The organism is Thioclava pacifica DSM 10166 (genome assembly GCF_000714535.1).
GTDB lineage: Bacteria > Pseudomonadota > Alphaproteobacteria > Rhodobacterales > Rhodobacteraceae > Thioclava > Thioclava pacifica.
Genome location: NZ_AUND01000001.1, coordinates 350663 through 374896, shown reverse-complemented (window position 1 = coordinate 374896; position 24234 = coordinate 350663). Strand labels below are relative to the sequence as shown.

The window sequence follows — 24234 nt, the reverse complement described above, 5'->3', positions numbered from 1 at the left end:
CGAAAACCCCGCGCGTTTTGAATTTGTCGAGACAGCTCAGTTGCCGTGCTGGATACGCTCCATCAGCGCACCGGTCTCCTCGGCTGGAAGCGCCGCGTGCAGCGCGAACCAAATCACCACCAGCGACCAGATCGCCACTGCGGCCATGCCGTCCCAGAAGCCCAGCATACCCAGCGCATGTTGGCTCGTCCCGAGTGCCGTGATCGCCCAGAGCCCGCCGAACCACAGCGCCAGCCAGCCGATATTGCGCCAGCCGAACTCCGAGGCGGACTTCTTCTGCACAAGATGGAAGACCACGGCGTAGATCGCGAACCCGCCCAGCAACATTCCGAACAGGATCGAGTCGGTGTAGAACCCTGTCCAATAGATCACGAGGTTCGAGGCGATGAAGGCCAGAGGCGCCAGGATCTCGGCCCCGGCGAGCTTGAAGGCGCGCGGTGCGTCAGGCTGCGAACGGCGCAGCACCATCAGCACGATCGGGCCAAGACCATAAGTCAGAACCGTGATCGAGCTGATATATCCCACCAGCAACTGCCAGGCCGGGAACGGGAGCAGGAAGAACACGCCCACCGCCCACATCACCGCCACCGCGAGCCACGGAACACCGCTCGCACTGGTCTTGGTCAGCGATTGCGGACCGCTATCGGTATCGCCCACCGCATAGAGAATCCGCGACCCGCCTGTGACATAGATCAGCCCGGTGCCACCGGGCGAGATATAGGCATCGACATAAAGCAGCAGCGCCAGCCACCCCATGCCGAGCGTCGCCGCGAGACCCGCGAACGGACCTGCCGCACCGGCGAAATTCAGAGACGACCAGCCATTCTTCAGACTGTCTGGGCTCAGCGCCATGATGAAGGCGACTTGCAGCAGGATATAGACGAAGGCCGCCAGAATGACCGATCCGATCACCGCCATCGGGATGTTGCGGCCCGGATTGGCGCTCTCGCCGCCCAGGTCGATCGCGGTGCGGAACCCGAGGAAGGAGAAGACGATGCCCGCCGCTGGAATCGCGGTGAACATGCCTTGCGAGCTGTAGGTGCCGGGGGCTGCGTGCCAGACGCCCCAATGCGACGAGGCCGCGATCAGACCGACCACGGTCACCAGCGGCACCGCGATTTTCCACCATGTCACCGTGTTGTTGACCTTCAAAAGCATCCGGATCGCCAGCAGGTTGAGCACCGCAAGTACGCTCAGAAGCACCGCCGAGGCGAAGAAGCCCATCAGCGTAAGTGTCCCGGAACCATCGCCCTTGATGAAATAGGGCAGGTAATTGTTGGCATAGGTCACGATCCCCTCGGCCTCGACCGCCGGAACGGGTGCGTAGCTGAGAAACAGCATCCAGCCCCAGAGCCGGCCCAGCGTCTCGCCATGGCTGGCATGGCTCATATGCACGAGCGCGCCGGACTTGGAGAACATCGTCGAAAGCTCGGCAAAGCACAAAGCGATCAGCATGATGATCACAGCGCCGATCACCCACGACCAGACCGAGAGCGGGCCCGCGATCTTGGAGGCGTGATAGGCACCGAACAGCCATCCGGAGCCGATCATCGAGGTGGTCGAGGCAAAGAGCAGCCCGACCACCCCGGCATCGCGCCGAAGTTTGCCGGGGGGTGCGACCGTATCAATTGCAGCCATTGTGGAATCCCCTGTTGTGAAATCGTCGATGGGGACCAGTTAGGGCGCTAACAAATGAAGCGGAGCGATTACACAGGCTTGTGGTACTGCGCGATTGCGCGTGACGGCTCCGTGAGCGGGCTCAGCGCAGGAATTTCTGGGCGAGCTTGGCGATCCGCGCGCCGCGATAGGGCGGCATCAGCATGCCGAGCGGCGCGAAGCGGTTCTCCAGAGCCGCCTTTTCATGGGTGAAGGCAAGAAAGCCATAATGCCCATGCGCCGCTCCCAAGCCCGAATTGCCGATCCCGCCAAAAGGCAGGTTCGGGTGCAGGTAATGGGCCAGCGCGATATTGATCCCGACAGCGCCTGAGGTGCTGGCGCGGCGCAGCCGCTCGATCAGGGCACGATCGCGCTCGAAGATGTAAAGCGCCAGCGGCTTCGGTCCGGCATCGATACGGGTCAGTACCTCATCGGCATCAGTGAAGGGGATCACCGGCAGGACGGGGCCGAAGATCTCTTCCTGTTCCAGTTTCATCGACGGGTCGGTGCCCATCATCACGGTCGGCGCGATATAGCGGCTCTCAGTCTCGGAAGCGCCGCCCGTCAGCGCGCGCGCGCCCTGTGCCTCGGCTTCGGAAATCATCCCCGTCAGCCGCGCGAAATGATCGGGATTGATGATCCGGGCCAGATCGCGCGAGGCCTGCTGAGCCTCTTCGGTCTTGCCATACATCTTCGCGATCGCGGCTTTCAGCTCGGCGAGAAACGGGGCCTCGACCTGCTTGGCGACGAAGACGTGATCGGGGGCAATGCAGGTCTGACCGGCATTGGCGAACTTGCCCCAGGCGATCATCTTCGCGGCCTTTTTCAGATCTGCGCCGGGGCCGACGATGACCGGCGATTTGCCGCCCAGCTCCAGCGTGACCGAGGCGAGATGCTTTGCCGCCGCCGCCATCACGATCTTGCCCACGCGGGGCGAGCCGGTGAAGAAGATATGATCGAAGGGCTGATCAAGAAGCTGCGTGCTCACCTCGACGCCACCTTGCACGACACGCACGAGATCTTCGGGCAGCGCCTCCACGACGATATCCGCGATCACGGCAGCACTCGCAGGCGCCAGCTCGGAAGGTTTGAGCACCACCGCGCAGCCCGCAGCCAACGCCGAGACGAGCGGGCCGAGCGACAGCCCCACCGGGTAGTTCCAGGGCGCGATGATCAGCGCGGTCCCCTTGGGCTCGGGGATAATGCGCGCCTTGGTGCCAAGCATCGCGCGGGTCGGATAGACCCTGCGCACGCGCATCCAGCGCTTGAGATGGCGCAGGGTATGGCTGATCTCGGCTTGCACCGGCAGGATCTCGGTCAGGCGGATCTCGGCCTCGGGCTTGGCAAAATCCGTGCTCAGAGCCTCGATGATCTCGCCCTCGCGGGCCGTGATCGCCTCCGACAGCGCGCGCAGGGCGGCACGGCGTTCGGCGTAACCGAAGCTCACCCGGCGCCGCTGATTGCCCGCCGCGAGATGGGCGAATACCTGTTCAGGGCTGGCGATCCTGCTTTGATCCATGTCGGTCCTCCGGGCGGCATTCCAGCCGCTCGAGCACGGAAAGGCAATGGGGCGCGGAGCCTTAGCCGCGACGACGCAGCGGCAGGCTGAGCAAGAAGACAAAAGTCGCGGCCGCCACGATCGAAGGCCCGGCGGGCGTGTCGAATTGCAGCGAGCCCCAGAGCCCGAGCAGCACCGAGACGATCCCGACCCCGGTCGCCCCCGCCGCCATCGCCTCGGGGCTGCGCACCGCCTGTCGCGCGGCGGCCGCCGGGATGATCAGCAGCGCCGCGATCAGCAGTGCCCCCACGATCTTGATCGACACGGCCACGGTCATTGCCAGCGCGATCGTCAGAACCATCTGCTCGCGGCGCGGATCGAGCCCCGAAGCCATTGCCAGTTCGTCATTGATCGTCGAGGTCAAAAGCCCCTGCCAGCGCCAGGCCAGCATCGCCAGAACCACCGCCGATCCGCCCCAGACCACAGCGAGATCGGCTCTCGAAACGGCGAGGATATCCCCGAAGAGCCAGGCGGTCAGATCGACCCGCAACCCGCTCTGGAACGAGGCCGCGACGAGACCGAAGGCCAATGCGGAATGGGCCAGCACGCCCAGCACCGTATCCATCGCATGCCCGCGCCCCGAAAGCCGCGCCACGGTCACCGCCATCGCCAGCGCCACGCCAAGCGTGCCGAGATAGACCGAACTGCCGAAGGCGAAGCTCAGCGCCACGCCGAGGATCGCGGCATGAGCGGTGGCATCGCCGAAATAGGCCATGCGCCGCCAGACCACGAAGGAGCCCAGCGGTCCGGTCGCAAAGGTCAGCCCGATCCCGGCCAGCGCCGCTCGGGTAAGGAAATCGTCAAACATGCGCGTGCTCGTGGTCGTGTTCGGAGTCGTGTTCGGGGTCGTGATGGCAGGTGGCGTGGTCGGAATGCTCGTCGCCATGGTCGTGATCGTGTTGGTAAAGCGCAAAGGCCCCTTGCGTGCCCATCCCGAAAAGGGCGCGATATTCCGGCGCTTCCGAGACGACCTTCGGCGTGCCCTGACAACAGACATGGCCGTTGAGACAGATCACCCTGTCCGACGCCGACATCACCACATGCAGGTCGTGACTGACCATCAGAACGGCGGCCCCGGTCTCGGCGCGCACCTCCTCGATCAGCTTGTAGAACCCGGCGGTGCCGGGTTGATCGAGGCCTTGCGTGGGCTCATCGAGGATGAGGATATCGGGCTCGATCAGCAGGGCACGCGCCAGCAGCACGCGCTGGAACTGTCCGCCCGAGAGCCGCGCGATCTGACGTGCGCCCAGATGCGGCACGCCGGTACGCTCGAGTGCGGCCCCGGCGCGCGCATCCGAGACCCGCTTGGGTAGCGACAGGAAGCGGCGCACCGTCATCGGCAGGCTCGCGTCGATATGGAGTTTTTGCGGCACATAGCCGATCTTGAGCCCCGGTTTGCGCGCCACCGCCCCCCGCGCGGCGGGCTCTAGCCCGATCAGCGCGCGCACCAGCGTCGACTTGCCCGAGCCGTTCGGCCCGACAACGGTGACGATCTCACCGGGTGAAATCGTGAAGTCGATGCCGTGGAGAACCTCGGTATCGCCATGGCGCACGCTCAGCCCCTGCGCCGTGATCAGCTCGCTCATTGCGCGGCCTCTTGATAGCATTTCGGGCACAGCCCCAGCGCCTCGACAGTCGCACGCTCGACATGGAAGCCCAGCCGGTCCGCAGCCCCCAAGAGCGCCTGACGCACCTCGTCGGCGCCTGCCTCGGCCACCTCACCGCAGTCACGGCAGATCAGGAAAACCGGGGCATGCTCCTCACCCGGGCGCATGCAGGCCGCGAACGCGTTGAGACGGCGCACGCGATGCGCCAATCCGTTCTCCACCAGAAATTCCAGCGCGCGATAGGCGACGGGCGGCTGGTTGCCAAACCCGTCCGCAGCGAGCCGGTCAAGCACCTCATAGGCTCCCATCGCACGATGCTCTTCGAGCAGGATCTCGAGCGCGCGCTTGCGAACCGGGGTCAGACGCACGCCTTTCTCGGCCGCAACCGCCTCGGCCTTGTGAAGGGTCGTATCGGCGCAGTGGGCGTGATCGTGCTGGGTGAAGGCATTGGCGGAAGGGGTCGGGCTGGCCACGGATATGTTACCTTATCACATTTCTGCTTGACGTGTGATTTTATAACATACATCTTCCGCAGCCGAGATCAAGTTTTCAGGAGACCCCAAATGACTTCGCGCCTTCCGCTGTTCTTCGCCGCCCTCACCGCCGTTCCAGGGCTGGCGCAGGCCGCCGTGCCCGATGTGCTGACCGATATCCCGCCGGTGCAATCGCTCGTTGCCCAGGTGATGGGGGATCTGGGCCAGCCGGGTATCTTGCTGTCGCAGGGCTCGGATCCGCATGATTTCCAGCTGCGCCCGAGCCAGGCACGCGATCTGCAAAACGCCAATCTGGTGTTCTGGATCGGGCCCGAACTCGAACCCTGGCTCAAGCGCGCGATCGACGGGATCGAGGTGAAGGGCGAGACGGTGGAGCTGCTCGAAAGCCCCGGCACCTATCGTCGCCAGTTCGGGGAAAACGATCCGCATGACCATTCCCATGACGAACATGACGATCATGCAAAGGCCGCAGACGCGCATGAAGGCGAAGCCGAGGCGGGGCACATGCATGAGGGCACTGACCCCCATGCCTGGCTCGACCCTGCCAATGCCGAGGCCTGGATCGACACGATCGCCTCGCAGCTTGGCGCTGCCGATCCCGAAAACGCGGCGATCTATCGTGCCAATGCCGATGCTGCCAAAGCCCGTATCACGAAGATGGATGCCGAGATCCGCGGCGAGCTGACCCCGATCGCCGACAAGCCCTTCCTCGTCTTCCACGATGCCTATGGCTATTTCGCCGATCACTACGGCCTGCAGGTCGCAGGCGCACTGTCGCTGGGCGATGCGGCCACTCCAGGTGCCGCCCATCTCACCGAAATGCGCAAGACCGCGACTGACTCCGGTGCGGTCTGCATCTTCCCCGAAGCCCAGCACGATCCGAAGATGGTCTCGCTGCTGGTGCAGGACACGCCGGTGAAACTTGGTGAGGCGCTCGATCCCTCGGGAAGCTCGCTTGAGTACGGCCCCGACCTCTACGAAACGCTGATGCGTTCGATGGCACAGAAACTGACCTCCTGCCTCTCGGGGAGTTGATCCCCGCGCCTGCCCGTGCGATCTGATCCGCATGGCGGATTGGATCGCATTGACGGAAGAGAACGGGCGCTGGCGGGCGCTCGATGTGGCTGCGGACGGACAGGTCATCGACCGCCGCGCGGGGCCGTCGCCCCGCCCGCTGCTGAGCGAAGGGGTCGAAGCGGTTCTGGCCGCGCCATCGGTGGGGCTTGCCCCCCGTCCCCTGCCCTGCACGCCCCTGCCCGAGACGGCTTGGCCGCGCGCCGAAATTGGCGCCGCCTCCTTGCCCGCCCTGCCGGGGCTGATCCAGACCAGTGACCAGACCGAAGTGCAGCCCGCCGAGGCTGCACGGATCGCGGGCGTGCTCGCAGGAGTGCCGCAATTCGACGGCGTGATCTGGATCTGCGGTGCGAGCGCGCTCTGGGCGCATATCTCGGCAGGTGAAGTCGTCAGCGTGATGCGCGCGGGATCGGCGGCGATACAGGCAGCGATGGGCGCACCGCTGGAGGCGGGTGCAGAGTTCGAGGCAGCCCTTGCCGACACGCTCTCGCGCCCCGAAAGACTGGCGCGCGAGTTGGCGCCCTTGAGCATCGGCAAGGCTTCGGCACGTGCCAGCGGCGCGGTTCTGGGCGCGGAACTGGCCGCCGCCCGGCCGTGGTGGCTCGGTCAGCGCGTTTTGGCACTTTCTTCGCCCTCCGCGCCCGGCTGGTCGGAAATTTGCGCCCGCGCCTTGCAAGCGCAGGGCGCGCAGGTCACTTTGGGCGACGGCGAGGCCGCGTTGATCGCGGGCCTGGCCAAGGCGCGCGCTTCCGGCGCGTGAGACAGAGGCGAAGGATGCAAGAATGATCGACACCGACCTGCCCGAAGCCTTCGCCGAACTTGCCCCCCGTTTCGGGTTCTCCCGCCCCGCCGGCCGTTGCCTCGGCGCGATCTGGCGTGCGGCGCAGGCTCCGTCCGCCGACGATCTGGTCGATCAGCTCGCGCTCTCGCGCTCCAATGTTTCGACCGCGCTGAAGGAATTGCGCGAGGCTGGCCTCATTCAGGCCGCACGCAGTCCCGGCTCGCGCAAGGATTTCTTCGTGGCCCCCACCGATCCTTGGGAAATGGCCCGGCTGATGATCGCTGAACGCGAGCGTCGCGTGATCGGCCCGGCGCGCGACCAGCTTTCCGCGCTCGAAGCCCGCAGCGCCGATCCGCGTGCGGCGGCGCTTTGCGAGGTTCTCGATGCGATTTCGGGATTCATGCAGGCGCTCACGCGGCTCGATCCGGGCGAGTTGGCCAGCCATGTCGATCCCGCGCGCGGCGGCGGCAAGCCCGAGAAACCCCGGCCCAAGAAAAAGAAGAAGAAAGCCGCGCAGGCGTGAGCGTGATCACGACGCACCGCGCCGCGCGCTGACCTCGGCCGAGAGCCCCGGCGCAAGGCGTGCTGCCTCCGGCTGGTTCGGGTCGATCGCGATCCGCACCGGCACGCGCTGCGCAATCTTGGTGAAATTCCCCGTCGCATTCGCGCCCGCAAGAAGGCTGAACTGCGCCGCCGTGGCAGGCGAGAATTGCTCGATACGGCCGGTGAACGAGATCGGGCCAAGCGCGTCGACGGTGAAACTTACCGGATCGCCGGGCCGCAACCCCTTGAGCTGCGTCTCCTTGTAATTCGCGATCAGCCAGAGATCGGGCGGGACGAGCGAGACCAGCGTCGTGCCCGCCGAGACATATTGCCCGATGCGCGCCGAGACCTGCCCCAGCCGGCCGGCTTCGGGTGCGCGGATCACTGCGTGATCGAGCGCCACCTGCGCGGCCTCCAACGCGGCCTGCGCCGCATCGGTATTGGCCACGAGCGAGCGACGCGACAGCTCGGCCGTCTCCACCGCCTGCTGGGCCACGTCGATTGCGCTTTGCGCCTCGCGCACCAAAGCCTGCGCCTGATCGAGCGTAAGCCGCGCCTGATCGGCATCCGATTGCGAGACATAGCTTGTCGCGTTGAGCTTCGAGGCCCGGTCCCAGGCGCTCTGTGCGGTCTCGCGGGCGGCTTTCACCGAAGCGAGCGCGGCCTGTTTCGCCTCCAGCGTGGCTTGGGCTGAGCGCACCGCCTGCGCGCCGTTATCCTGCGCGGCCTTCGCCGCCTCCAGCGCCGCCTGGGCCTGCGCCACGCCCGCCTTAAGCGCCCGATCATCGAGCCGCACGAGCACATCGCCTTTTTTCACCCGCTCGAAATCCTTCACCGGCACCGCGACAACTTCGGCCGCAACCTGCGCGGAGATCGCCGTTACCTTGCCATGCAGATAGGCATTGTCGGTCCAGGCCACATCCGAGCGGAACGGTGGCAGGCGCCAAGCATAAAGCACCGTCAACACCCCGGCGAAGCCGAGCAGGAAAACGGTCAGGGTCACGAAATGGCGGCGGGTCGAAGTCATGCAGGTCTCATTGAGCGGAAACGGGAGAAAGGGAGGACGGGGCGGGCCGCGTGCGGGCCCATTGCAGCGCGATGTGCCCCAGAAGCAGCGCCAGCGCGGCCAGTGCGAACCACACCACCAGCCGGAATGCGTCGTCATAAGCCAGAACCTGTGCCTGAAGCTGCACGGTGTTGGCCACCGAGGACAACGCCACGGCACTGCGCTGCGCGACATCGCTGATCTGCGGAGCGTAAGCGGCGGCGGTGGCGCTCAGCGTCGGCGCAAGCGCCAGATTGCCGGGCGCAATCTGCGGGGCGAGTTCGCTCGCGTGCAGCGCGCTCTGCGCGACCACGACCGATCGGAACAGCCCCGAGCCGATCACCCCGCCCAGCGATTGCGTGGCCAGAAACAGCACGATGAAGCTAAGCAAGTAGTTTGGCCCCTTGGCAAAGGCCGCGCCGAGCCCCTTGGCCATCGCCGGGGGCAAAAAGAGGATACTCGCGAAACCGATCATCCCCTGGCTGAGATACATCTGCTCGGGGCGGGTGAGCGCGGTGGCGTGCGAATCCATCCACGCTCCGAGCGCGATCATCACAAGCGCCACGATATGAAAGGCAGGTGCGCGGGCGGGACTGTTGAACCCCATGCAGACCGCCCCCGCCGCGAGCATTGCCAGCACGACGATCGCAAAGAGAAGCTGTTCCTGATCGGGCTGCATCCCGAGCGTTCTCAGCAAGCCGACCGCGCCCGCGCTCTGCTCGGAGAGCGCGATGCGAAAAACCAGAAGCGTGCCCGCGAGGTGCAGGATCGGCGGGCTGAGCAGCCAATGAAAATCGACCAGCGGGTCACGCCGTTGCAGCTCGATCACCACCGCCAGCGTCAGAAGCGCAATCGACCCGGCCAGTACAAGCCCGAGCCAGCGCGCCTGCGTCCAGTAATAGAGTGCACCGAAGGTGAAGCTCGCGGTGAACCCGCCGAAACCCAATGCGATCAACCCGAAGCTGAGGAAATCAAGCGGCGCCAGCACCTTCTGCAAGGGGCGCGGGGTCAGCGGAAGCTTGAAGATCAGCGCCAGACAGATCAGCGCCAGCCCGGTCTCGAAGAGGCTTACCGCGTGCCAGCTTGCCTCGGCGGTCAGTTCCGGTAGCAGCACCCGCGCCAGCGGACGGCCCAGCATGATCATCGTCAGCACGCTGGAAATCGCGAGCTTGGCGCGCCAGGCGGGCGGGACGGCCTCGATCATGTAAAGAAACGCGAGGCTTGAGAGTGGGGCCGCAGCGCAGCCGCTGAGAAAGGCCACGACCACGGCGGAATGCAGATCATCCACCCAGAGGCTCAGAACCATCACCACCACGAAGGCGGAAATCCCGATCTCGGCAAAACGGCGCAGCCCGAACTGATCGCGGATCTTGATCAGCATCACCGGCATCGAGGCGCGTGGCGCAAGAAACGCCGCCATCACCCAATAAGCATGAACGGTCGTCGCGTGCAGATCGCCTGCAAGCTGCGGCAGGTTCGCCGAGACGAACCCCATCGAGAGCGATTGCGACAGCGCGATCACCACCGCCGCCCCGGCATAGATCACCTGACGCGCGCGGGTGGGCGCGGGCGGCTCTGCCACGGGGGCTGGCGCGGCCGGAGCGGTCTCCGGGCCGTGGGTGTCGCGCGGTCGGGCGGTCATGCCTGACGCATCCGGTCGAGATTGTGCTCCATCCGCGCCAGAACCGCGCGCGCCTGCGCCAGGTCCTCGGGCGCGATCCCGTCATAAAGCCGCGCGCGCAAATCTTCGATGAAGCCCTCGATCTGGTCGGCATTGGCGCGGGCGTGATCGGTCAGGAAGACCTGCCGAACACGCCTGTCGGAGGGATCGGGGCGGCGTTCGAGAAAGCCGAGCTTTTCCAACCCGTCGAGCGTGCGATTGAGCGTCGGCGTCTCGATCTCGAGCGTCTCTGCCAGTTGGGTCTGGTTCAGCCCCTCGTCGCGCGACACGGCCAAGATCGCCTTCGCGCGGGCATAGGTGAGGCCCATGTCGCGGGCCTGCTCGTCGAACATTGCGCGGATCGAGCGCACGAGCACCATCATCGAGCGCGTCATCGCCCGCCGGTCGCGGGCCTCGGTCTGTACGCTGTCCTTCATCGGAGCCTCTGGGGAATACAGTTAGCGTGCTAATCTTTTCCCCCGACCAGTTATCCCGCCTCCCGCTCCGATCAATGCGCGGACACTGCACAGGGGGGCGTGCGAAATTGCAGCCCCCCTGACCTTCTTTTGATCGAATGGAGCGATCAGCCGGCGAGCAGCGCCACCAGCGCCAGCCCCAACCCGACCAGCAGGACGAGCGAAAGCGTCACCGTCGCGATCACCCGCGGGCCGGCAGCGGCCACTGCGCGCGCATCGACACCCAGCCCCAGCGCGGCCATGGCGATCACCGTGAGGATCGACGCCCCCTGCCCCATCGGCGCCAGTGCCGCCTGCGGAAGCACCCCAAAGGAGCGCGCCGCGATCATTGCGAGAAAGCCGAGGATGAAGAGCGGCGGCATCAGCCCCTTGCGAACCTTGCCCGAAGCATTGGGATTGCGCCCCTCTTCGGGCAGGCGCGACGCGATGAGCGAAAGCACCACCGTGATCGGGCCAAGCATCAAAACCCGCACCAGCTTCACCAGCGTGCCGATCTGGATCGCGCTATGGCCCATCGGCGCGGCGGCGGCCAACACCTGCGGCACGGCATAAACCGTCAGGCCCGACAGGATGCCGTAATGCACCGAACCCATCGTCAGCGCGTGGCCCAACAGCGGCAGCAGCAGCACGACGGCCACGCCCAGAACCGCGGTGAACGCGATGGAGGCACTCACATCATCGCTATCGGCTTCGATCACCGGGGCGACAGCGGCGATCGCGGAGTTGCCGCAGATCCCGTTGCCGCAGGCAATCAGCAGCGCCATGCGCGCGGGCAGACCCAGCGCGCGGCCCAGCAGGTAGGCGCCCGGCACGACGAGCGCGACCACCGCGACGATACCGATCAGCAGCTCCGGACCGACAGAGAGCAGCGTCTGCGCGCTCACCGACGCGCCAAGCAGGACGATCGCGATTTCAAGAACGGTCTTGGCCGAGAAGGAGATGCCCGACAGGAAGAACCATTGCGGTTTCCAGAAGGTCCGCACCATCGCGCCGATCAGGATCGCCAGCACCAATGGTTCAAGCCATTGCGCCCCGAAGGCCACCTGTTCGGCACGTGCAGCGACCTCGGCCAGCGCCGCGACACCGATGCTCAGCACCAGACCCGGGGCGATCTCGCGCAACCGCAGATGGGGAGCGCGCAGGGCTTGAGGGAGAGAGATCTGAAGCGCCATGGCAGCATCCTTTCGCGATCGCAGCAAATTCGTATGTCGAGTAATTGCCCCGGCGCTTTCATTCTTCAAACGAAATGTTTTTATGATTATGATCGCTTTATTCGATTAATGAGGCCAAGATGACCCCTGAGCAGCTTCGCGTCTTCGTCACCGTCGCCGAGATGGAGCATGTGACCCACGCCGCCCATAAGCTGAACATGACCCAATCGACCGCCTCGGCCGCGATCGCGGCGCTGGAGGCGCGCCACGGCGTGAAGCTCTTCGACCGGATCGGACGCGGGATCGTTCTGACCGAGGAGGGCCGCGCCTTCCTGCCCGAGGCGCGGGCCGTTCTGGCGCGGATCGCCGAGGCCGAAGCAATGTTGGCCGAGACCCGCGGGCTTGAGCGCGGCCATATTCGGATGGTCGCGAGCCAGACCATCGCGGGCTACTGGTTACCGCCCCATATCGCGGCCTTCCGCAAGGCGCGTCCCGGCATCGCGGTCACCCTCGAGATCGGCAACAGTCAGGAGGCGGCCGCGAAGATCCGCGAGGGGGCGCTCGATCTGGCTCTGGTGGAGGGCGAGATCGACGAGCCGAAGCTGGAGCGTCGCCGGATAGGCGCGGATGAACTGATGCTGGTAAGCGCCGCCCCTCCGCCTGACCGCCTTGACGCGGCGACCTTGCGCGCGGGCGATTGGGTGCTGCGCGAAGAGGGATCGGGGACGCGCTCGAGCGCCGAGGCGGCGCTGGCCCCGCACGGGCTAACAGCCGCGCAGATGCGCGATCCGCTGGTGCTACCTTCAAACGAGGCGGTGTTGAGCGCTGTGGAATCCGGCGCCGGGATGACGATCCTGTCGGCCCATGTGGTCGCGCGCTCGCTGCGGATCGGGACGCTGCATCGCTGGCCGCTCGCCCTGCCGCCCCGCCCCTTCTACGCGCTGCGCCATCGCGAGCATCACGTCAGCCACGCGGCGCGGGCTTTTCTCGACCGGATCGCGCAAGCGCCTTCAGCAGGCGCTCAGCCGGACTGAGCGAGCCATTGCGAGACCTTCGCCTCGATCTCGGAAGGCATCGCGGGTTTGGGGCAGATCGCGGCACCGGGATAGCGCGCGGCAAGGTGATGCGCGTCGGCATGGCCTGAATGAAACAGGATCGGCACCTTGGCATCGTGGAGCTTGTCGGCCAGCTCGTAGACCTCGCCATCGGCGAGCATAACATCCAGGATCGCCATATCGGGCAGACGTTCCGCCACAAGATCGAGCCCCGCCTGCACCGTCGCACAGGGCCCGCGCACCTGCACGCCCATATCCTCAAGCATGAATTGCAGATCGAGCGCGACAACGGCCTCGTCTTCGGCCAGAAGAACCTCACCACTCATCGTTTCAATCCTGCTCGGCGTCGGGGTCATGCGCGAATGTGATCCTGTATCCACGCCCTTGCGGGGTCTGTTGCGTCTCGATATCCGCTCCGATCTGCTGGGCGGAAATGTCGATGAGCGTCGAACCGAACCCTTCGCTCCGAGTCTCGACATCGAACGCCTCATCATAGATCTCGTTCCATGTCATCGTCACGCAGTCGTCATCATCAAGGCTCCAACGGATCTCCAGCCGCCCCTGGAGCGGTCCCAGCACGCCGTATTTCGCGGCATTGGTGCTCCATTCGTGAAACACGAGCGCCAGTGCGGTCAGGCTTTGCGTCGAAACGAAAACCTCCGGCCCCTCGATCGTGAACGTCTCCGGATCGCCATAGGGCGCGAGCGTCGTGCGGACCACGTCACCCAGCGAAATCGCCTGTCCAAGCCGCCGCGTCCGCGCCAGATCGTGTGAACGGGCAAGGGCGTTGATCCGGTGGCTGACATCCTCGACGAGCGCGCGCGGGCTTTCGGCGGTGCGCCCGGCGATGCGCAACATGCCCGAGACGATGGAGAAGAGGTTCTTCACCCGATGGTTCATCTCGCGCAGCATCAGCTCGCGCATCTGCGCGGTCTCCTGCTCGTTGGTGATGTCGACATTGAGGCCCAGCAGCCGCTTGCGCCCGCCTTCCTCCATCAATCTCCCCACCCCGCGCAGATGGCGGGAGCTGCCATCGGGCAGGCTAAGCTCGAAATGGGCGTCGAAATTCTGATCTTGCGAGATCGCCTCCGCGATCGCCGCCGCAACCCGGTCGCGATCGGCCGGAACGATGCGCGCGAACAGGGCCTCCGCAGGCAGGGTCGCGCCTTCCACGAGCCCGTAGAAAGCCGCGATCATGTCGTCGATCTCGACAAGATTGGTCTCGGGGTCGAGCGACCAGACGCCGACCTTGGTGATCTCGAGCGCGAGCTGCAATCGCTCGCCCTTGCGCGCCAGTTCGTTCTCCAGCTCCAGCGCCTGCGTGACATCGGTGAAGATCAGCGTCGCACCGGCGATTTCGCCACGCGCGTTGAGATAAGGCGTGGCCGAAAGCGACCAGACCTTGCCGAGGCTCTGCGCGCTCACCCGCACCGCAGCGGGCGCGCCACCCGCGAGCACGGCATCGATCAGCTCACTCAAGACCTCGGGCTGATCGAGCGAACTTTGGACATCGCTCAGCGGCCGTCCGCGATCGGAGGCGCGCAGCCGGATCACTTCGGCCGCGCCATCGGTGAAATTGCGCAACCGCTTGCGGCGGTCCACCGTCACCATCGCGTGCAGCTTGGAATCGAAGATGTTACGCAGATCGGCATTGGCCGCCGAAAGCTCCTCGACCTTGGTCTTGAGCTCGTCATTGACGGTGGCGAGCTCCTCATTGGTCGATTGAAGCTCCTCGTTCATCGACATCATTTCCTCGTTCGAGGATTTGAGCTCCTCGTTCGCGGTCTCAAGCTCCTCAACCGTGCTGCGCAGCCGGTTGCGGGTCGCGCGCAACTCTGCCTCGAGCACCTGCACATGGCTTTCCGAAGGCGCGATCTCGTCGATATCGTCCTCGGTGATGGGCTCGAAGGCGGCACGGTCGCGAAACACGATCAGGATCGTCTCGTCACTGAGCGGATCGGCCAGAACGTCGACCTTCTGCCGCCCCGTCTCCGAGATCACCTCGACATCGCGCACCACCTTGCGCACACCTGCGCCGGAGGCCTCGCGGATCACCGTGGAGATTGCCTCGCGCAGTCCCGGTCGTGCCACAGATTGCGCATGGCCCTGCCCGGTCTCGGACGGGTCCACTTCGATGTAACGGCCAAGCCGCCCGGTCGCGGCAAGGATCGCGCCATTGCGGTCCACTTGCAGCGTAGCGGGGGCGTAAAGGTCCAGGATGCGATTGCTAGCCACGGTTCCGGTCCAGTCTTTCTTCTGTTGTGCTTGAGGCGAGTGCGGCGGAGTGGAAATCCGCCGTACCGGGTCGCGATTGGTCGGCAGTTCCGCCGGATAGGGAGAGCGCGGGCCGACGCTCTCGAAGATGCGCAAGGCGCCATCGACAGGCGCGAACAGCGCATCGAACCGTCCCACGCTCTCGGAGGGGCCGAGAAAGAGATAGCCGCCGGGATTGAGTGCGTAATGGAAGATCGGCAGCACCCGCGCCTGCAACTTGTCGCCGAAATAGATCAGCAGGTTGCGGCACGAGACCAGGTCGAGCCTCGAAAACGGCGGATCCTTGATCAGTGAATGCGGCGAGAACCGTACCCGGTCGCGCAGGGCAGTCGAGATCTGGAAGCTGCCGTCGCGCCCGATTGCATACGCCTCGCGCATCTCCTCGGGCAGGTCGAGCAGTGCCGAGACCGGGTAGCGCCCCGCCCGCGCGATCCCCAGCATGCGCTCGTCGATATCGGTGCCAAAAAGCTGAAAATCGAGCGCCTTTCCAGAGGCGATGATCGCCTGATCGATCATCATCGCGATCGAATAGGCCTCCTCGCCGCTTGAACAGCCCGGCACCCAGACCCGCAGCTCCTGACCGTCGCCCGCACGCGCCACCATCGGCGCGATCACCTCGCGGTGCAGCGCCTCGAAATGATCGGTGTCTCGGAAGAAGCGGGTGACGTTGATCAGCAGATCGCCCAAAAGCGCGAGCGGCTCGTCAGGTTCCGCTTCGAGCCGCGCGAGATAGGCCTTGCTGTCGACCAGCCCCACCACCTGCATCCGGCGCTGGATGCGCCGCTCCAGCGTCGAGCGCTTGTAATGCGAAAAGTCATGCCCGGTGAGGCGATGCAGAGCCGCGCAGATCTCGGCCAGCGAACCCGATACGGGCACCGCCTTGACGCGGGCGGGATCGACCTCGCGATAGTCCGCGATCCGCGCAATGACCTCAGAGGGTGGGCAGACCACGTCGACCATCCCCGTGGCCACCGCCGAACTGGGCATCGAGTCGTAACGCGCGCTGGCATCCTGCGCGATGCAGAAACCGCCATGCTCCTTGACCGCGCGCAGCCCGACCGAGCCATCTGTACCGGTGCCCGACAGGATGACGCTCACCCCGCGCACGCCGCGATCAATCGCGAGGCTCTCGAAGAAATCGTCAATCGGACGTCGCAGCCCGCGCGGCTGGGTGAATTGCGCCAGATGGAGCTTGCCGTCGCGGATCTCGAGCCCTGCCCCCGGTGGGATCGTGTAGACATGACCTGCGCGCAGCGTCTCGCCATCGCGCGCCTGGCGCACACCAAGCGCGGTGGAGCGATCGAGCAACTCGGCCAGAAGCGACTCGTGATTGGGATCGAGATGCTGGACCACGACATAGGCGCAAGGATCATCGGCCTGCGCAGGTTCGAGCAACTCGCGCAGCGCTTCGAGGCCACCTGCCGAAGCACCGATCCCGACAACATAGAGCGGATCCTGCGCCGCTGCGTTCATGCGCACCCCCGCGAAGCCGCGCGGGTCAAGCGCATCCCGCGACTGCGGGAAAGCGATGTGCCACGCCCCATCCCCTAGCCCTCGCGATAGATGATGGTGGCCATGGTCGAGACACTCTCGGACAGAACTTTTGCCGAGCCGATCATCGCCAGCCCGAAGCCGCGCGAGATCGCCGCGAGATCGGTGGTGTTGCGCAAGAGCTCGGCATCATTGTCGCGCAGATGCGCCCGCTCGGCCGCCTGTGTCAGGTCGAATTGAGAGCCGAGGATCAGCCGGGTTTGTCCCGACCGGTCACGCAGCCGGGACATGAAGACGAAATTCTCGAACGCCGTTCCGTCCTTGCGTTCGTTGACGACCCGGAACCGCCCAGCGGCGACCGAACCGTCCTCGATGAAGTCGCGCATCGCCCCGCGCTCTTCGTCCGAGGCTTTGCCGCCTTGAAGAAACCGGCAATTGTGGCCCAGCACGTCCTCGGCGGCGTAGCCGGTCAGATCAAGAAAGGCGTCGTTGACATAGACGAGCGGCGCGTCCTCGAGCTCCATCGAGGCGATCGACAAGGCCACATTCGAGCGATCGCAATAGGAGACGAGCCCCTCCGGCAAATCGAAATCTTGAAGGACGGCCATTCGTCTCCCCGCACCAGCGAAAGCTACAAGATTGATCCGCGCAGAAAAAAGTCCAGCGCGCTACAGCATTTCATCACCCAGACTGCAAAAATAGCGACGCTCCGGCAAGATTGCTCAACCGGCGCCGATCGGCGCAAACACCAACCGGGCTGCGGTCACGGCTGGATGAAAGACCCGTGGCAGGTCATCCCGCGCGACCGACTCGGGCCACCCCGTTTGGAAGTATTGAGGTTGCCTAAGCCCGGAAAACGAAACAGAGCCCAAGGGACTGAGCAGAGTTATCTGAATGATTTGCGGGGAGGAGTGGTACCGCCTCCCCGGCTTGAACGGGGGACCTCTGGATCCACAATCCAGCGCTCTAACCAACTGAGCTAAGGCGGCACTGGCGCGGGAAATAGACCGAGGCGCTCGGGATTGCAAGGGCTCGATGGCGAGAAATTCGCACCAAGTCTTGCCTGCGGGCGCTGCGGGCGTTAGGTGCATTTTCCAGCCAACCTCTCAGGAGTTTCCGATGAGCATCGACAAGGAAAGCGATATCGCCGCCAATCTCCAGATCGGCCCGACCTCGTTGGGGATGGTGCGCATCTATATCGAGGGAGACGGCGTCGAACTGCCGCTCGATTTCGACCCCGAAGAGGCCGAAGAGATCGCCGAAGAGCTTCAGGCAGCTGCCGAAGCCGCGCGCGAGATGATGAAGGACTCCAAGGGCAAGAAGCGCTGAGCCGCTAGAGCCCGATCTGCCCTGCCCCCGGATCGCAGAGCCGGTGCAGCCTGCGCGCCGCGGCACGGGCAAAATCGAGCGTGAGCGCCTTGCGCCGCGCGGGCGCGAGTTTCGACAGCGGCGCCTCGCGGATCATCTCTGCGCCGTAGCCGTCGGCAATGAAGAGCCCCGTGCCCTCGGGCAACAGATCGGTCGGAAACTCCTGATCGACCGCCCAGAAATAGCGATCGCACCAGTCCAGATAGCCGTCCCATTTCCGGTCCGAGGTGAAATCGGCGCGGCTCGACTTGCATTCGACAATCCAGATCTCGCCCTTGCGGTCGATCGCCATCAGATCGGCGCGCAGGCGCGGGCGCAGCGGCATCTCGGCGATGCAATCGAGCCCGAGCGCGCTGAGAGCGCGCGCCGTACCTCGGGCAAGCACCTGACCGGGCTGGAGATCGGAAAGCGGAATCTGGGCCATGCGCCAAACATGAACGAAGTGTGAACAAAAGTCCAGATAGCGCGGCGTTCCGCTCAGAAGGCCAGAACCGAGATCACCAGCAGGATCAGTGCCGCGCGCAGGATCGTCACACCCAGCTCGGCCCCGCGCAACAGGGTTGCGGCCTCGGCCATGCCCTCGGGCGCGACATGGTGCAACAGGCCTGCGCCCATCACCCGGAAGCTCTCGCCCGCGAAGAGTGCAAGGGCGAGCAGCACGTAGACGAGATAGTCCATGAGCCGCGCATGGCCCGCCACCAGCACCGGCAACAAAAGCGCGCCCACGAGCACCTCGTAGCGCAACACTTCGACGCGCCAGAGCCGCTCAAACACGGCAGCCAGACCGGGCCGCGCAGCGCCCGGCTCGGCAGATTTGAAATCGCTCATGAAAATCTCCCTGTTCGCGGCAAATTCCGCCTTCCAAGGTAGAGGGATGCCCCCACGCGCCAAGCGCCAAGGTGTCGCAGTGGCGAGGCTTTGCCATCCCCCCTTGTCGGAGCGCGATCGCACGCCTATCTGTGGGCTCGACGGTTACTGCTCTTTCTGTGAAAGACCCTTTTCCAGTGGCCTATACCATTCCTGAGGGAGCTGGCTCTGCCGGGGTCCTGGCCTCGGTACCTGGCGCCCACCTGATTTATTCAGGTCTCCGGGAATTCTCGTCTACACGTCTGCTGCGGTTTCCGTCACCCTAAACAGCAAAAAGCCCCGCCGGATCCGGCGGGGCTTTTGCATGTGATGGGGCGATATCAGCGCTTGAGCTGGATCTGCTTGCGGCTGGTCGGTTGATCGACCGGTACCGGGATCGCCAGACGCTCGGCCGCCATGTCGGTCGGGATGCCGTCGCGCTTGCCGCCGCCGGAGCCGTCCTCATCCTCGGCCATGCGCATGATCGCGATCGCGAATTGCACGCCGGAGAAGACGATGGTGTTGAACACGACCAAGAGCGCCATCGCGATATAGCCGATATCCGAGGTCAGGATCAGGTGGCGCAGATTGCCGACATTGGCCCACAGAAGCAGGCCCACGAAGGCAAGTGCGATGAAGAAGCCGATGATGACGTTCTTGATGTAGAGCCGGATCAGTTCAGGCATGAATAGTCCTCCTGCTTGATCCCAATCTAGCGCAGATTCGCCTGATTCAAACAGGGTTTCTTGCCACAAATGCGAAATCGGCAGGGTTTAGCCCGTGGCACGATGTCGCGAAACCGCAGGTTTCGAGCGATCAGAACGCGTCGGGGCGCAGCGCGCGGGCCATGTGATCGAGCACCGCGTTGACGAATTTCGGCTCTTTGCCCTCGGGGAAGAAGGCGCGGGCCACGTCGACGAACTCGGTGATGACCACCTTGGGCGGAGTCGCAGGGGTGACCAGCTCGGCCCCGGCGGCCCGGAACAGCGCGCGCAGCACCGGGTCGATCCGGTCGATCGGCCATTTCGCCACCAGCGCCTTGTCGGTCGCCTGGTCGATCTTGGCCTGCCAGGTCACCGCGTCGTCGATCAGGCGGCGGAACAGGTCGGGATCGCCCTCGGCCATCTCCGTGCCATCCTCGTCCACCGCACCAAAACGGAAATCCTCAAATTCACGGCGCACCTTGTCGGCCCCCTGCCCGGCCGCCTCCATCTGGAACAGCGCCTGCACGGCATAGAGGCGCGAGGCGGATTTTCTCTGCCGCTTTTCCTCGGTGGTCAGCTTGCGCGGTTTGGGGGCGTCTTCGGTCATGCGTTCTTGGATCCGTCAGTTTCGCCGGCGATGCGGAAGGATTCGGCGGGTTTGAACCCGATACCCTTCGTCCGGCGCGCCCATTTGCGCGACAATGAGATCAGATGCAAGGCCGCAGCGGCCGCACCGCCGCCTTTGTTCTGATCTTTCGGGTCGGCGCGCACGGCGGCCTGCTCGTAATTCTCGACCGTCAGGATACCGTTGCCGATGCAGATCCCCTCGAGCCCCATAAGCGTCAGCCCGCGAGAGCTGTCGTTGCAGACGGTCTCGTAATGGGTGGTCTCGCCGCGGATCACGCAGCCAAGCGCCACGAAGCCGTCGTAATCGGCCATGCGCGCGGCCATCGCGATCGCGGTGGGCACTTCGAGCGCGCCGGGCACCTCGATCACGTCCACATAGGCGCCCGCCTCTTCGGCCACCGCCTTCGCCCCTGCGATCAGGTTGTCGGCGATATCCTTGTAATAGGGCGCGACCACGATCAGCAGGCGCGGCGCGGTGTCGAATTTCGGCAGCTCGAGCGTGTAATGCGAGATTCCGGCCATGTCTTACTCCGTAATGGGTCGGGTGCCGACGATGCGCAGCCCGTAGGCGTCGAGGCCGACATATTTTGTCTGCGGCTTGTCGGTCAGAAGGATCAGGTCATGCAGCCCCATCGACGACAGGATCTGCGAGCCGAGCCCGATCTGCTTGATCGTGCGCGGGCCCTTCTCGTCTTCGCGCAGCAGCCGGTTCGAGGGATCGCGGAACAGGCAGACGAGCCCGCGGCCTTCCTCGGCCACGATCTCCATCGCGCGGCGCACCTCGTCGGCGGGACCGGGGCCGATGCCCAGCACGTCGTCGAGCACGTTGAGCGAATGGGTGCGCACAAGGACCGGCTCGGGCGTGGTGATGTCGCCCTTCACCAGCACGATATGGTCCACGCCCTCGGCGGTGTCGGTGAAGACGCGCATCTCCCATTCGCCGCCATGGCTGGAGGTGACCATCTGGCGCAGGCCCTCGCGCACGAGATTGTCGTGGCGGCGGCGATAGGCGATCAGGTCGGAGATCGTGCCGATCTTCAGCCCGTGTTTCCTGCCGAACTCGATCAGCCCCGGCAGGCGCAGCATATGGCCGTCATCGCCCATGATCTCGCAGATCACGCCAGCCGGGGTCAGCCCCGCCAGACGCGCGACATCGACGGCAGCCTCGGTATGACCGGCGCGCACCAGCACGCCGCCATCGCGGGCGCGCAGCGGGAAGACGTGACCGGGCGAGGCGATATCCTGCGGCCCCTTCTCGGGATTGATCGCCACCTTGATCGTCTCAGCGCGGTCATGGGCGGAAATCCCGGTGGTGATGTTCTCGCGCGCCTCGATCGAGACGGTGAAAGCGGTCTCGTGGCGCATCGCATTGGCCCGCACCATCGGCGCGAGGCCCAGTTGATCGACGCGATCGGAGGTCAGCGGCAGGCAGATCAGCCCGCGCCCGTGGGTGGCCATGAAATTCACCGCCTCGGGGGTGCATTTCTCGGCCGGGATATAAAGGTCGCCCTCGTTCTCGCGATCCTCGTGATCGACGAGGATGACCATACGGCCCGCCTTCGCTTCGGCGATGATCTCCTCGGCGGGCGAGATCGCGGCGCGCAGGCTTTCCTCGACCGCGCCGGGCACGTCATGGGTGCCGGATTTGTCGACCGGGGTGAGGGTCTTGCCGTCGGTGCTCATGCGTTCCACTCCTGCAGCCGGGCGACATAGCGCGCGAGCGTGTCGATCTCGAGGTTGATCCGGTCGCCCGCTTTCGCCTGCCCCCAATTGGTGACCTGCTTGGTATGCGGGATGATGTTCACGCCAAATTCGGCGCCATCCACCTCGTTCACCGTCAGCGAGGTCCCGTTGAGCGCGACCGAGCCTTTGGGCGCGATGTATTTCGCGAGGCTCTCCGGCGCGCGGAAAGTAAAGCGCGTGCTGTCGCCCTCGTCCACCATCGCCACGATCTCGGCCACGCCATCGACATGACCCGAGACGATATGGCCGCCCAGCTCGTCGCCCACTTTCAGCGCGCGTTCGAGGTTGATATTTTTGCCCACCTGCCAGCCGCCGGAATTGTCATTTCCGCGCCCGCCGATATTGGTCTTGGCCACGCTTTCAGCGGAGATCTCCACGTCGAACCAGTTCTGCGGCTCAGAGCCCGTGGCGATCACCGTCAGGCAGCAGCCGTCACAGGCGATCGAAGCGCCCAGCTCGATGCCATCCACGTCATAGCTGGTGCCGATGCGCGCGCGCAGATCGCCACGCTGCTCCAGCTCCAGCACCTCTCCGATATCGGTCACGATCCCGGTGAACATTGCATATCCTCTCAGATTTCGGACCCTAGCTAGCCCGCGTGACGCCCCTTCGCAAGAGACGAGCCCCGCACAATCCCTGCTCCCATTGAACGCCTCAACAGGGCTTCGCCGCAAATTCGCCGTATCCGTAAAGGAAAATGGCACAAATTCCGTGACTTCGCGCCCCGCTTGCGCGATCACGGGCGAAAGGCAAGGACCGCCAGAGCGATGAGACGTTTCGAGACCCGCCATTTTCTGATGCTGCAAGGGCCGCACGGCCCCTTCTTCCATCAGCTCGGCGCGATGTTGCGGGCGGCCGGGGCGAGCGTCTGGCGCGTGGGCTTCAATCGCGGCGACGAAGCCTTCTGGTTCCACCGCCCCTCGTTCCTGCGCTACGACGATGCCCCCGAGGCGTGGCCCGACCGGCTGCGCGCCCTCATCGCCGAGAAAGAGATCACCGATCTCGTGCTCTATGGCGACACCCGCCCGATCCACGCCCAGGCGGTCGAGATCGGGCGCGAGCTGGGCCTGTGCATCCATGTCTTCGAGGAAGGCTATGTACGCCCCTATTGGGTCACCTATGAACGCGGCGGATCGAACGGCCATTCGCGCCTGATGGAGACGAGCGTGGCGCAGATGCGCGCCGCGCTCGCCCAATCCGAGATCGAATTTCCAGACGCGCCGCCACGCTGGGGGGACATGCGCCACCATGTCTTCTATGGCGCGCTCTACCATTTCCTCGTCATGGCCCGGCCCGGCCCCTATAGCCATTTCCGTCCCCATCGCGATATCACCGTATTTCAGGAATTCCGGCTCTGGCTGCGCCGGTTACTGCTGATGCCGCTACACATGCTGGAGCGCAAGCTCGCGACCCGGCGTATCCGGCAGGGCGGATTTCCCTATCATCTCGTGCTCTTGCAACTCGAACATGATGCAAGCTTCCGGATGCATTCGCCCTTCTCCAGCCAAACGGAGTTCATCGACCTCGTGATGGAGGGGTTCGCGCGTGGCGCCCCGCCCCATCATCATCTCGTCTTCAAGGCCCACCCGCTCGAGGATGGCCGCGCGCCGATCCGTGAGACGATCCGCCTTGCCGCCAACCGGCACGGGCTCGCGAACCGGGTGCATTTCGTGCGCGGCGGCAAGCTCGCAGGGCTTCTGGCGCAGGCGCGCTCGGCGGTGACGGTCAATTCCACCGCCGCCCAGCAGGCGCTTTGGCGCGGGTTACCGCTCAAGGCGCTGGGGCGCGCGATCTTCGACAAGCCCGAGTTCACCTCCGCCCAAGGGCTCGAAGAGTTCTTCGCCAATCCGGCCCGCCCCGACAGCCGCGCCTATCGCGACTACCGCCATTACCTGCTGGAAACGAGCCAGGTTCCGGGCGGGTTCTACGCCGCACGCGGGCGGCGAGCGTTGCTGCGGCAGGTTGTCGACATGATGCTCGCCCCCGAAGATCCCTATGATGCGCTGACTGCGGGCAACGCGGCCCCGCGGCAACAGTTGCGGGTAGTTCGATAATTTTCCTCGTTTTTTTTCCGATATTTG

25 protein-coding genes and 1 tRNA gene are annotated in these 24234 nt (G+C 65.1%); 6 read left to right on the top strand and 20 right to left on the bottom strand.

Features of this window, described 5'->3' with window-relative positions:
* Window positions 1-36: 36 nt before the first annotated feature.
* The 5 genes from TP2_RS01660 to TP2_RS01640 all read right to left on the bottom strand — a co-directional run bounded on the left by TP2_RS01660 (window position 37) and on the right by TP2_RS01640 (window position 5294).
* On the bottom strand, window positions 37-1638 hold the full coding sequence (locus TP2_RS01660) for an APC family permease (RefSeq protein ID WP_038072641.1): 1602 nt from the start codon (window positions 1636-1638) through the stop codon (window positions 37-39).
* 121 nt (window positions 1639-1759) lie between these two features.
* Window positions 1760-3175 (bottom strand): aldehyde dehydrogenase family protein, encoded by a 1416-nt coding sequence (locus TP2_RS01655; protein ID WP_038072640.1) that lies wholly within the window; start codon window positions 3173-3175, stop codon window positions 1760-1762.
* A gap of 61 nt (window positions 3176-3236) precedes the next feature.
* A complete protein-coding gene (locus TP2_RS01650) occupies window positions 3237-4022 on the bottom strand; it encodes a metal ABC transporter permease (protein ID WP_038072632.1) in 786 nt (261 codons plus the stop codon).
* Window positions 4015-4800, bottom strand: coding sequence for a metal ABC transporter ATP-binding protein (locus TP2_RS01645; protein ID WP_038072631.1), 786 nt, complete (start codon window positions 4798-4800; stop codon window positions 4015-4017). Before TP2_RS01645 ends, TP2_RS01650 begins: the two co-directional genes overlap by 8 nt.
* Window positions 4797-5294 carry a Fur family transcriptional regulator gene (locus TP2_RS01640; protein WP_038072629.1) on the bottom strand — a complete coding sequence of 166 codons (498 nt, stop codon included), beginning with the start codon at window positions 5292-5294 and terminating at the stop codon, window positions 4797-4799. Before TP2_RS01640 ends, TP2_RS01645 begins: the two co-directional genes overlap by 4 nt.
* Window positions 5295-5384: 90 nt before the next feature.
* Here TP2_RS01640 and TP2_RS01635 point away from each other — a divergent pair, with 90 nt between their 5' ends.
* Genes TP2_RS01635 through TP2_RS01625 form a run of 3 tightly spaced genes read left to right on the top strand, consistent with a single transcriptional unit; the run spans window position 5385 to window position 7693 of the window.
* Entirely contained in the window at window positions 5385-6350 is a 966-nt protein-coding gene (locus TP2_RS01635; protein ID WP_038072627.1) for a zinc ABC transporter substrate-binding protein, read from the top strand.
* Between the two features lie 31 nt (window positions 6351-6381).
* Window positions 6382-7149 (top strand): 2-dehydro-3-deoxygalactonokinase, encoded by a 768-nt coding sequence (locus TP2_RS01630; protein ID WP_051692104.1) that lies wholly within the window; start codon window positions 6382-6384, stop codon window positions 7147-7149.
* A 22-nt stretch (window positions 7150-7171) separates the two neighbouring features.
* Window positions 7172-7693 carry a GbsR/MarR family transcriptional regulator gene (locus TP2_RS01625; RefSeq protein ID WP_038072625.1) on the top strand — a complete coding sequence of 174 codons (522 nt, stop codon included), beginning with the start codon at window positions 7172-7174 and terminating at the stop codon, window positions 7691-7693.
* A gap of 6 nt (window positions 7694-7699) precedes the next feature.
* Here TP2_RS01625 and TP2_RS01620 read toward each other — a convergent pair whose 3' ends face one another.
* From TP2_RS01620 to TP2_RS01605, 4 genes are all read right to left on the bottom strand, one after another.
* Window positions 7700-8740, bottom strand: coding sequence for an HlyD family secretion protein (locus TP2_RS01620; protein ID WP_038072623.1), 1041 nt, complete (start codon window positions 8738-8740; stop codon window positions 7700-7702).
* 7 nt (window positions 8741-8747) lie between these two features.
* On the bottom strand, window positions 8748-10253 hold the full coding sequence (locus TP2_RS01615; RefSeq protein WP_420804587.1) for an MFS transporter: 1506 nt from the start codon (window positions 10251-10253) through the stop codon (window positions 8748-8750).
* A gap of 143 nt (window positions 10254-10396) precedes the next feature.
* Window positions 10397-10855, bottom strand: coding sequence for a MarR family winged helix-turn-helix transcriptional regulator (locus TP2_RS01610; protein WP_051692102.1), 459 nt, complete (start codon window positions 10853-10855; stop codon window positions 10397-10399).
* A gap of 146 nt (window positions 10856-11001) precedes the next feature.
* A complete protein-coding gene (locus TP2_RS01605) occupies window positions 11002-12066 on the bottom strand; it encodes a YeiH family protein (RefSeq protein ID WP_051692101.1) in 1065 nt (354 codons plus the stop codon).
* 119 nt (window positions 12067-12185) lie between these two features.
* On the opposite strand from TP2_RS01605, the gene TP2_RS01600 reads away from it, so the two are divergent.
* Complete coding sequence (locus TP2_RS01600; RefSeq protein WP_038072622.1) at window positions 12186-13079, top strand: LysR substrate-binding domain-containing protein; 894 nt, start codon at window positions 12186-12188, stop codon at window positions 13077-13079.
* Here the strand turns inward: TP2_RS01600 and TP2_RS01595 are convergent.
* The 4 genes from TP2_RS01595 to TP2_RS01580 all read right to left on the bottom strand — a co-directional run bounded on the left by TP2_RS01595 (window position 13067) and on the right by TP2_RS01580 (window position 17854).
* Window positions 13067-13426: a response regulator gene (locus TP2_RS01595; RefSeq protein ID WP_038072620.1), complete on the bottom strand. Its 360-nt coding sequence runs from the start codon at window positions 13424-13426 to the stop codon at window positions 13067-13069. The genes TP2_RS01600 and TP2_RS01595 overlap by 13 nt on opposite strands.
* A gap of 4 nt (window positions 13427-13430) precedes the next feature.
* On the bottom strand, window positions 13431-16847 hold the full coding sequence (locus TP2_RS01590; protein ID WP_051692100.1) for a CheR family methyltransferase: 3417 nt from the start codon (window positions 16845-16847) through the stop codon (window positions 13431-13433).
* A gap of 74 nt (window positions 16848-16921) precedes the next feature.
* The gene (locus TP2_RS01585; RefSeq protein ID WP_038072618.1) at window positions 16922-17473 is read right to left on the bottom strand and encodes a PAS domain-containing protein; all 552 of its coding nucleotides are present in this window, start codon (window positions 17471-17473) and stop codon (window positions 16922-16924) included.
* A 304-nt stretch (window positions 17474-17777) separates the two neighbouring features.
* Window positions 17778-17854, bottom strand: a tRNA-His gene (locus tag TP2_RS01580).
* Between the two features lie 130 nt (window positions 17855-17984).
* Between TP2_RS01580 and TP2_RS01575 the strand changes: the two genes are divergently transcribed.
* Complete coding sequence (locus TP2_RS01575; protein ID WP_038072617.1) at window positions 17985-18194, top strand: DUF6324 family protein; 210 nt, start codon at window positions 17985-17987, stop codon at window positions 18192-18194.
* A 4-nt stretch (window positions 18195-18198) separates the two neighbouring features.
* On the opposite strand, the gene TP2_RS01570 is transcribed toward TP2_RS01575, so the two are convergent.
* The 7 genes from TP2_RS01570 to TP2_RS01540 all read right to left on the bottom strand — a co-directional run bounded on the left by TP2_RS01570 (window position 18199) and on the right by TP2_RS01540 (window position 22713).
* The gene (locus TP2_RS01570; RefSeq protein WP_038072616.1) at window positions 18199-18657 is read right to left on the bottom strand and encodes an MmcB family DNA repair protein; all 459 of its coding nucleotides are present in this window, start codon (window positions 18655-18657) and stop codon (window positions 18199-18201) included.
* A gap of 53 nt (window positions 18658-18710) precedes the next feature.
* Window positions 18711-19061, bottom strand: a complete 351-nt coding sequence (locus tag TP2_RS01565) for a hypothetical protein (protein ID WP_038072614.1) — start codon at window positions 19059-19061, stop codon at window positions 18711-18713.
* 359 nt (window positions 19062-19420) lie between these two features.
* Complete coding sequence (locus TP2_RS01560) at window positions 19421-19765, bottom strand: hypothetical protein (RefSeq protein WP_038072612.1); 345 nt, start codon at window positions 19763-19765, stop codon at window positions 19421-19423.
* 130 nt (window positions 19766-19895) lie between these two features.
* The gene (gene nusB / locus TP2_RS01555) at window positions 19896-20390 is read right to left on the bottom strand and encodes a transcription antitermination factor NusB (protein WP_038072609.1); all 495 of its coding nucleotides are present in this window, start codon (window positions 20388-20390) and stop codon (window positions 19896-19898) included.
* Window positions 20387-20932 carry a 6,7-dimethyl-8-ribityllumazine synthase gene (locus TP2_RS01550; protein ID WP_038072607.1) on the bottom strand — a complete coding sequence of 182 codons (546 nt, stop codon included), beginning with the start codon at window positions 20930-20932 and terminating at the stop codon, window positions 20387-20389. Before TP2_RS01550 ends, nusB begins: the two co-directional genes overlap by 4 nt.
* Window positions 20933-20935: 3 nt before the next feature.
* Window positions 20936-22093, bottom strand: a complete 1158-nt coding sequence (gene ribB, locus TP2_RS01545) for a 3,4-dihydroxy-2-butanone-4-phosphate synthase (RefSeq protein ID WP_051692099.1) — start codon at window positions 22091-22093, stop codon at window positions 20936-20938.
* The gene (locus TP2_RS01540) at window positions 22090-22713 is read right to left on the bottom strand and encodes a riboflavin synthase (RefSeq protein WP_038072605.1); all 624 of its coding nucleotides are present in this window, start codon (window positions 22711-22713) and stop codon (window positions 22090-22092) included. Before TP2_RS01540 ends, ribB begins: the two co-directional genes overlap by 4 nt.
* 207 nt (window positions 22714-22920) lie before the next feature.
* On the opposite strand from TP2_RS01540, the gene TP2_RS01535 reads away from it, so the two are divergent.
* On the top strand, window positions 22921-24207 hold the full coding sequence (locus TP2_RS01535; protein WP_038072603.1) for a capsule biosynthesis protein: 1287 nt from the start codon (window positions 22921-22923) through the stop codon (window positions 24205-24207).
* Window positions 24208-24234: the final 27 nt, after the last annotated feature.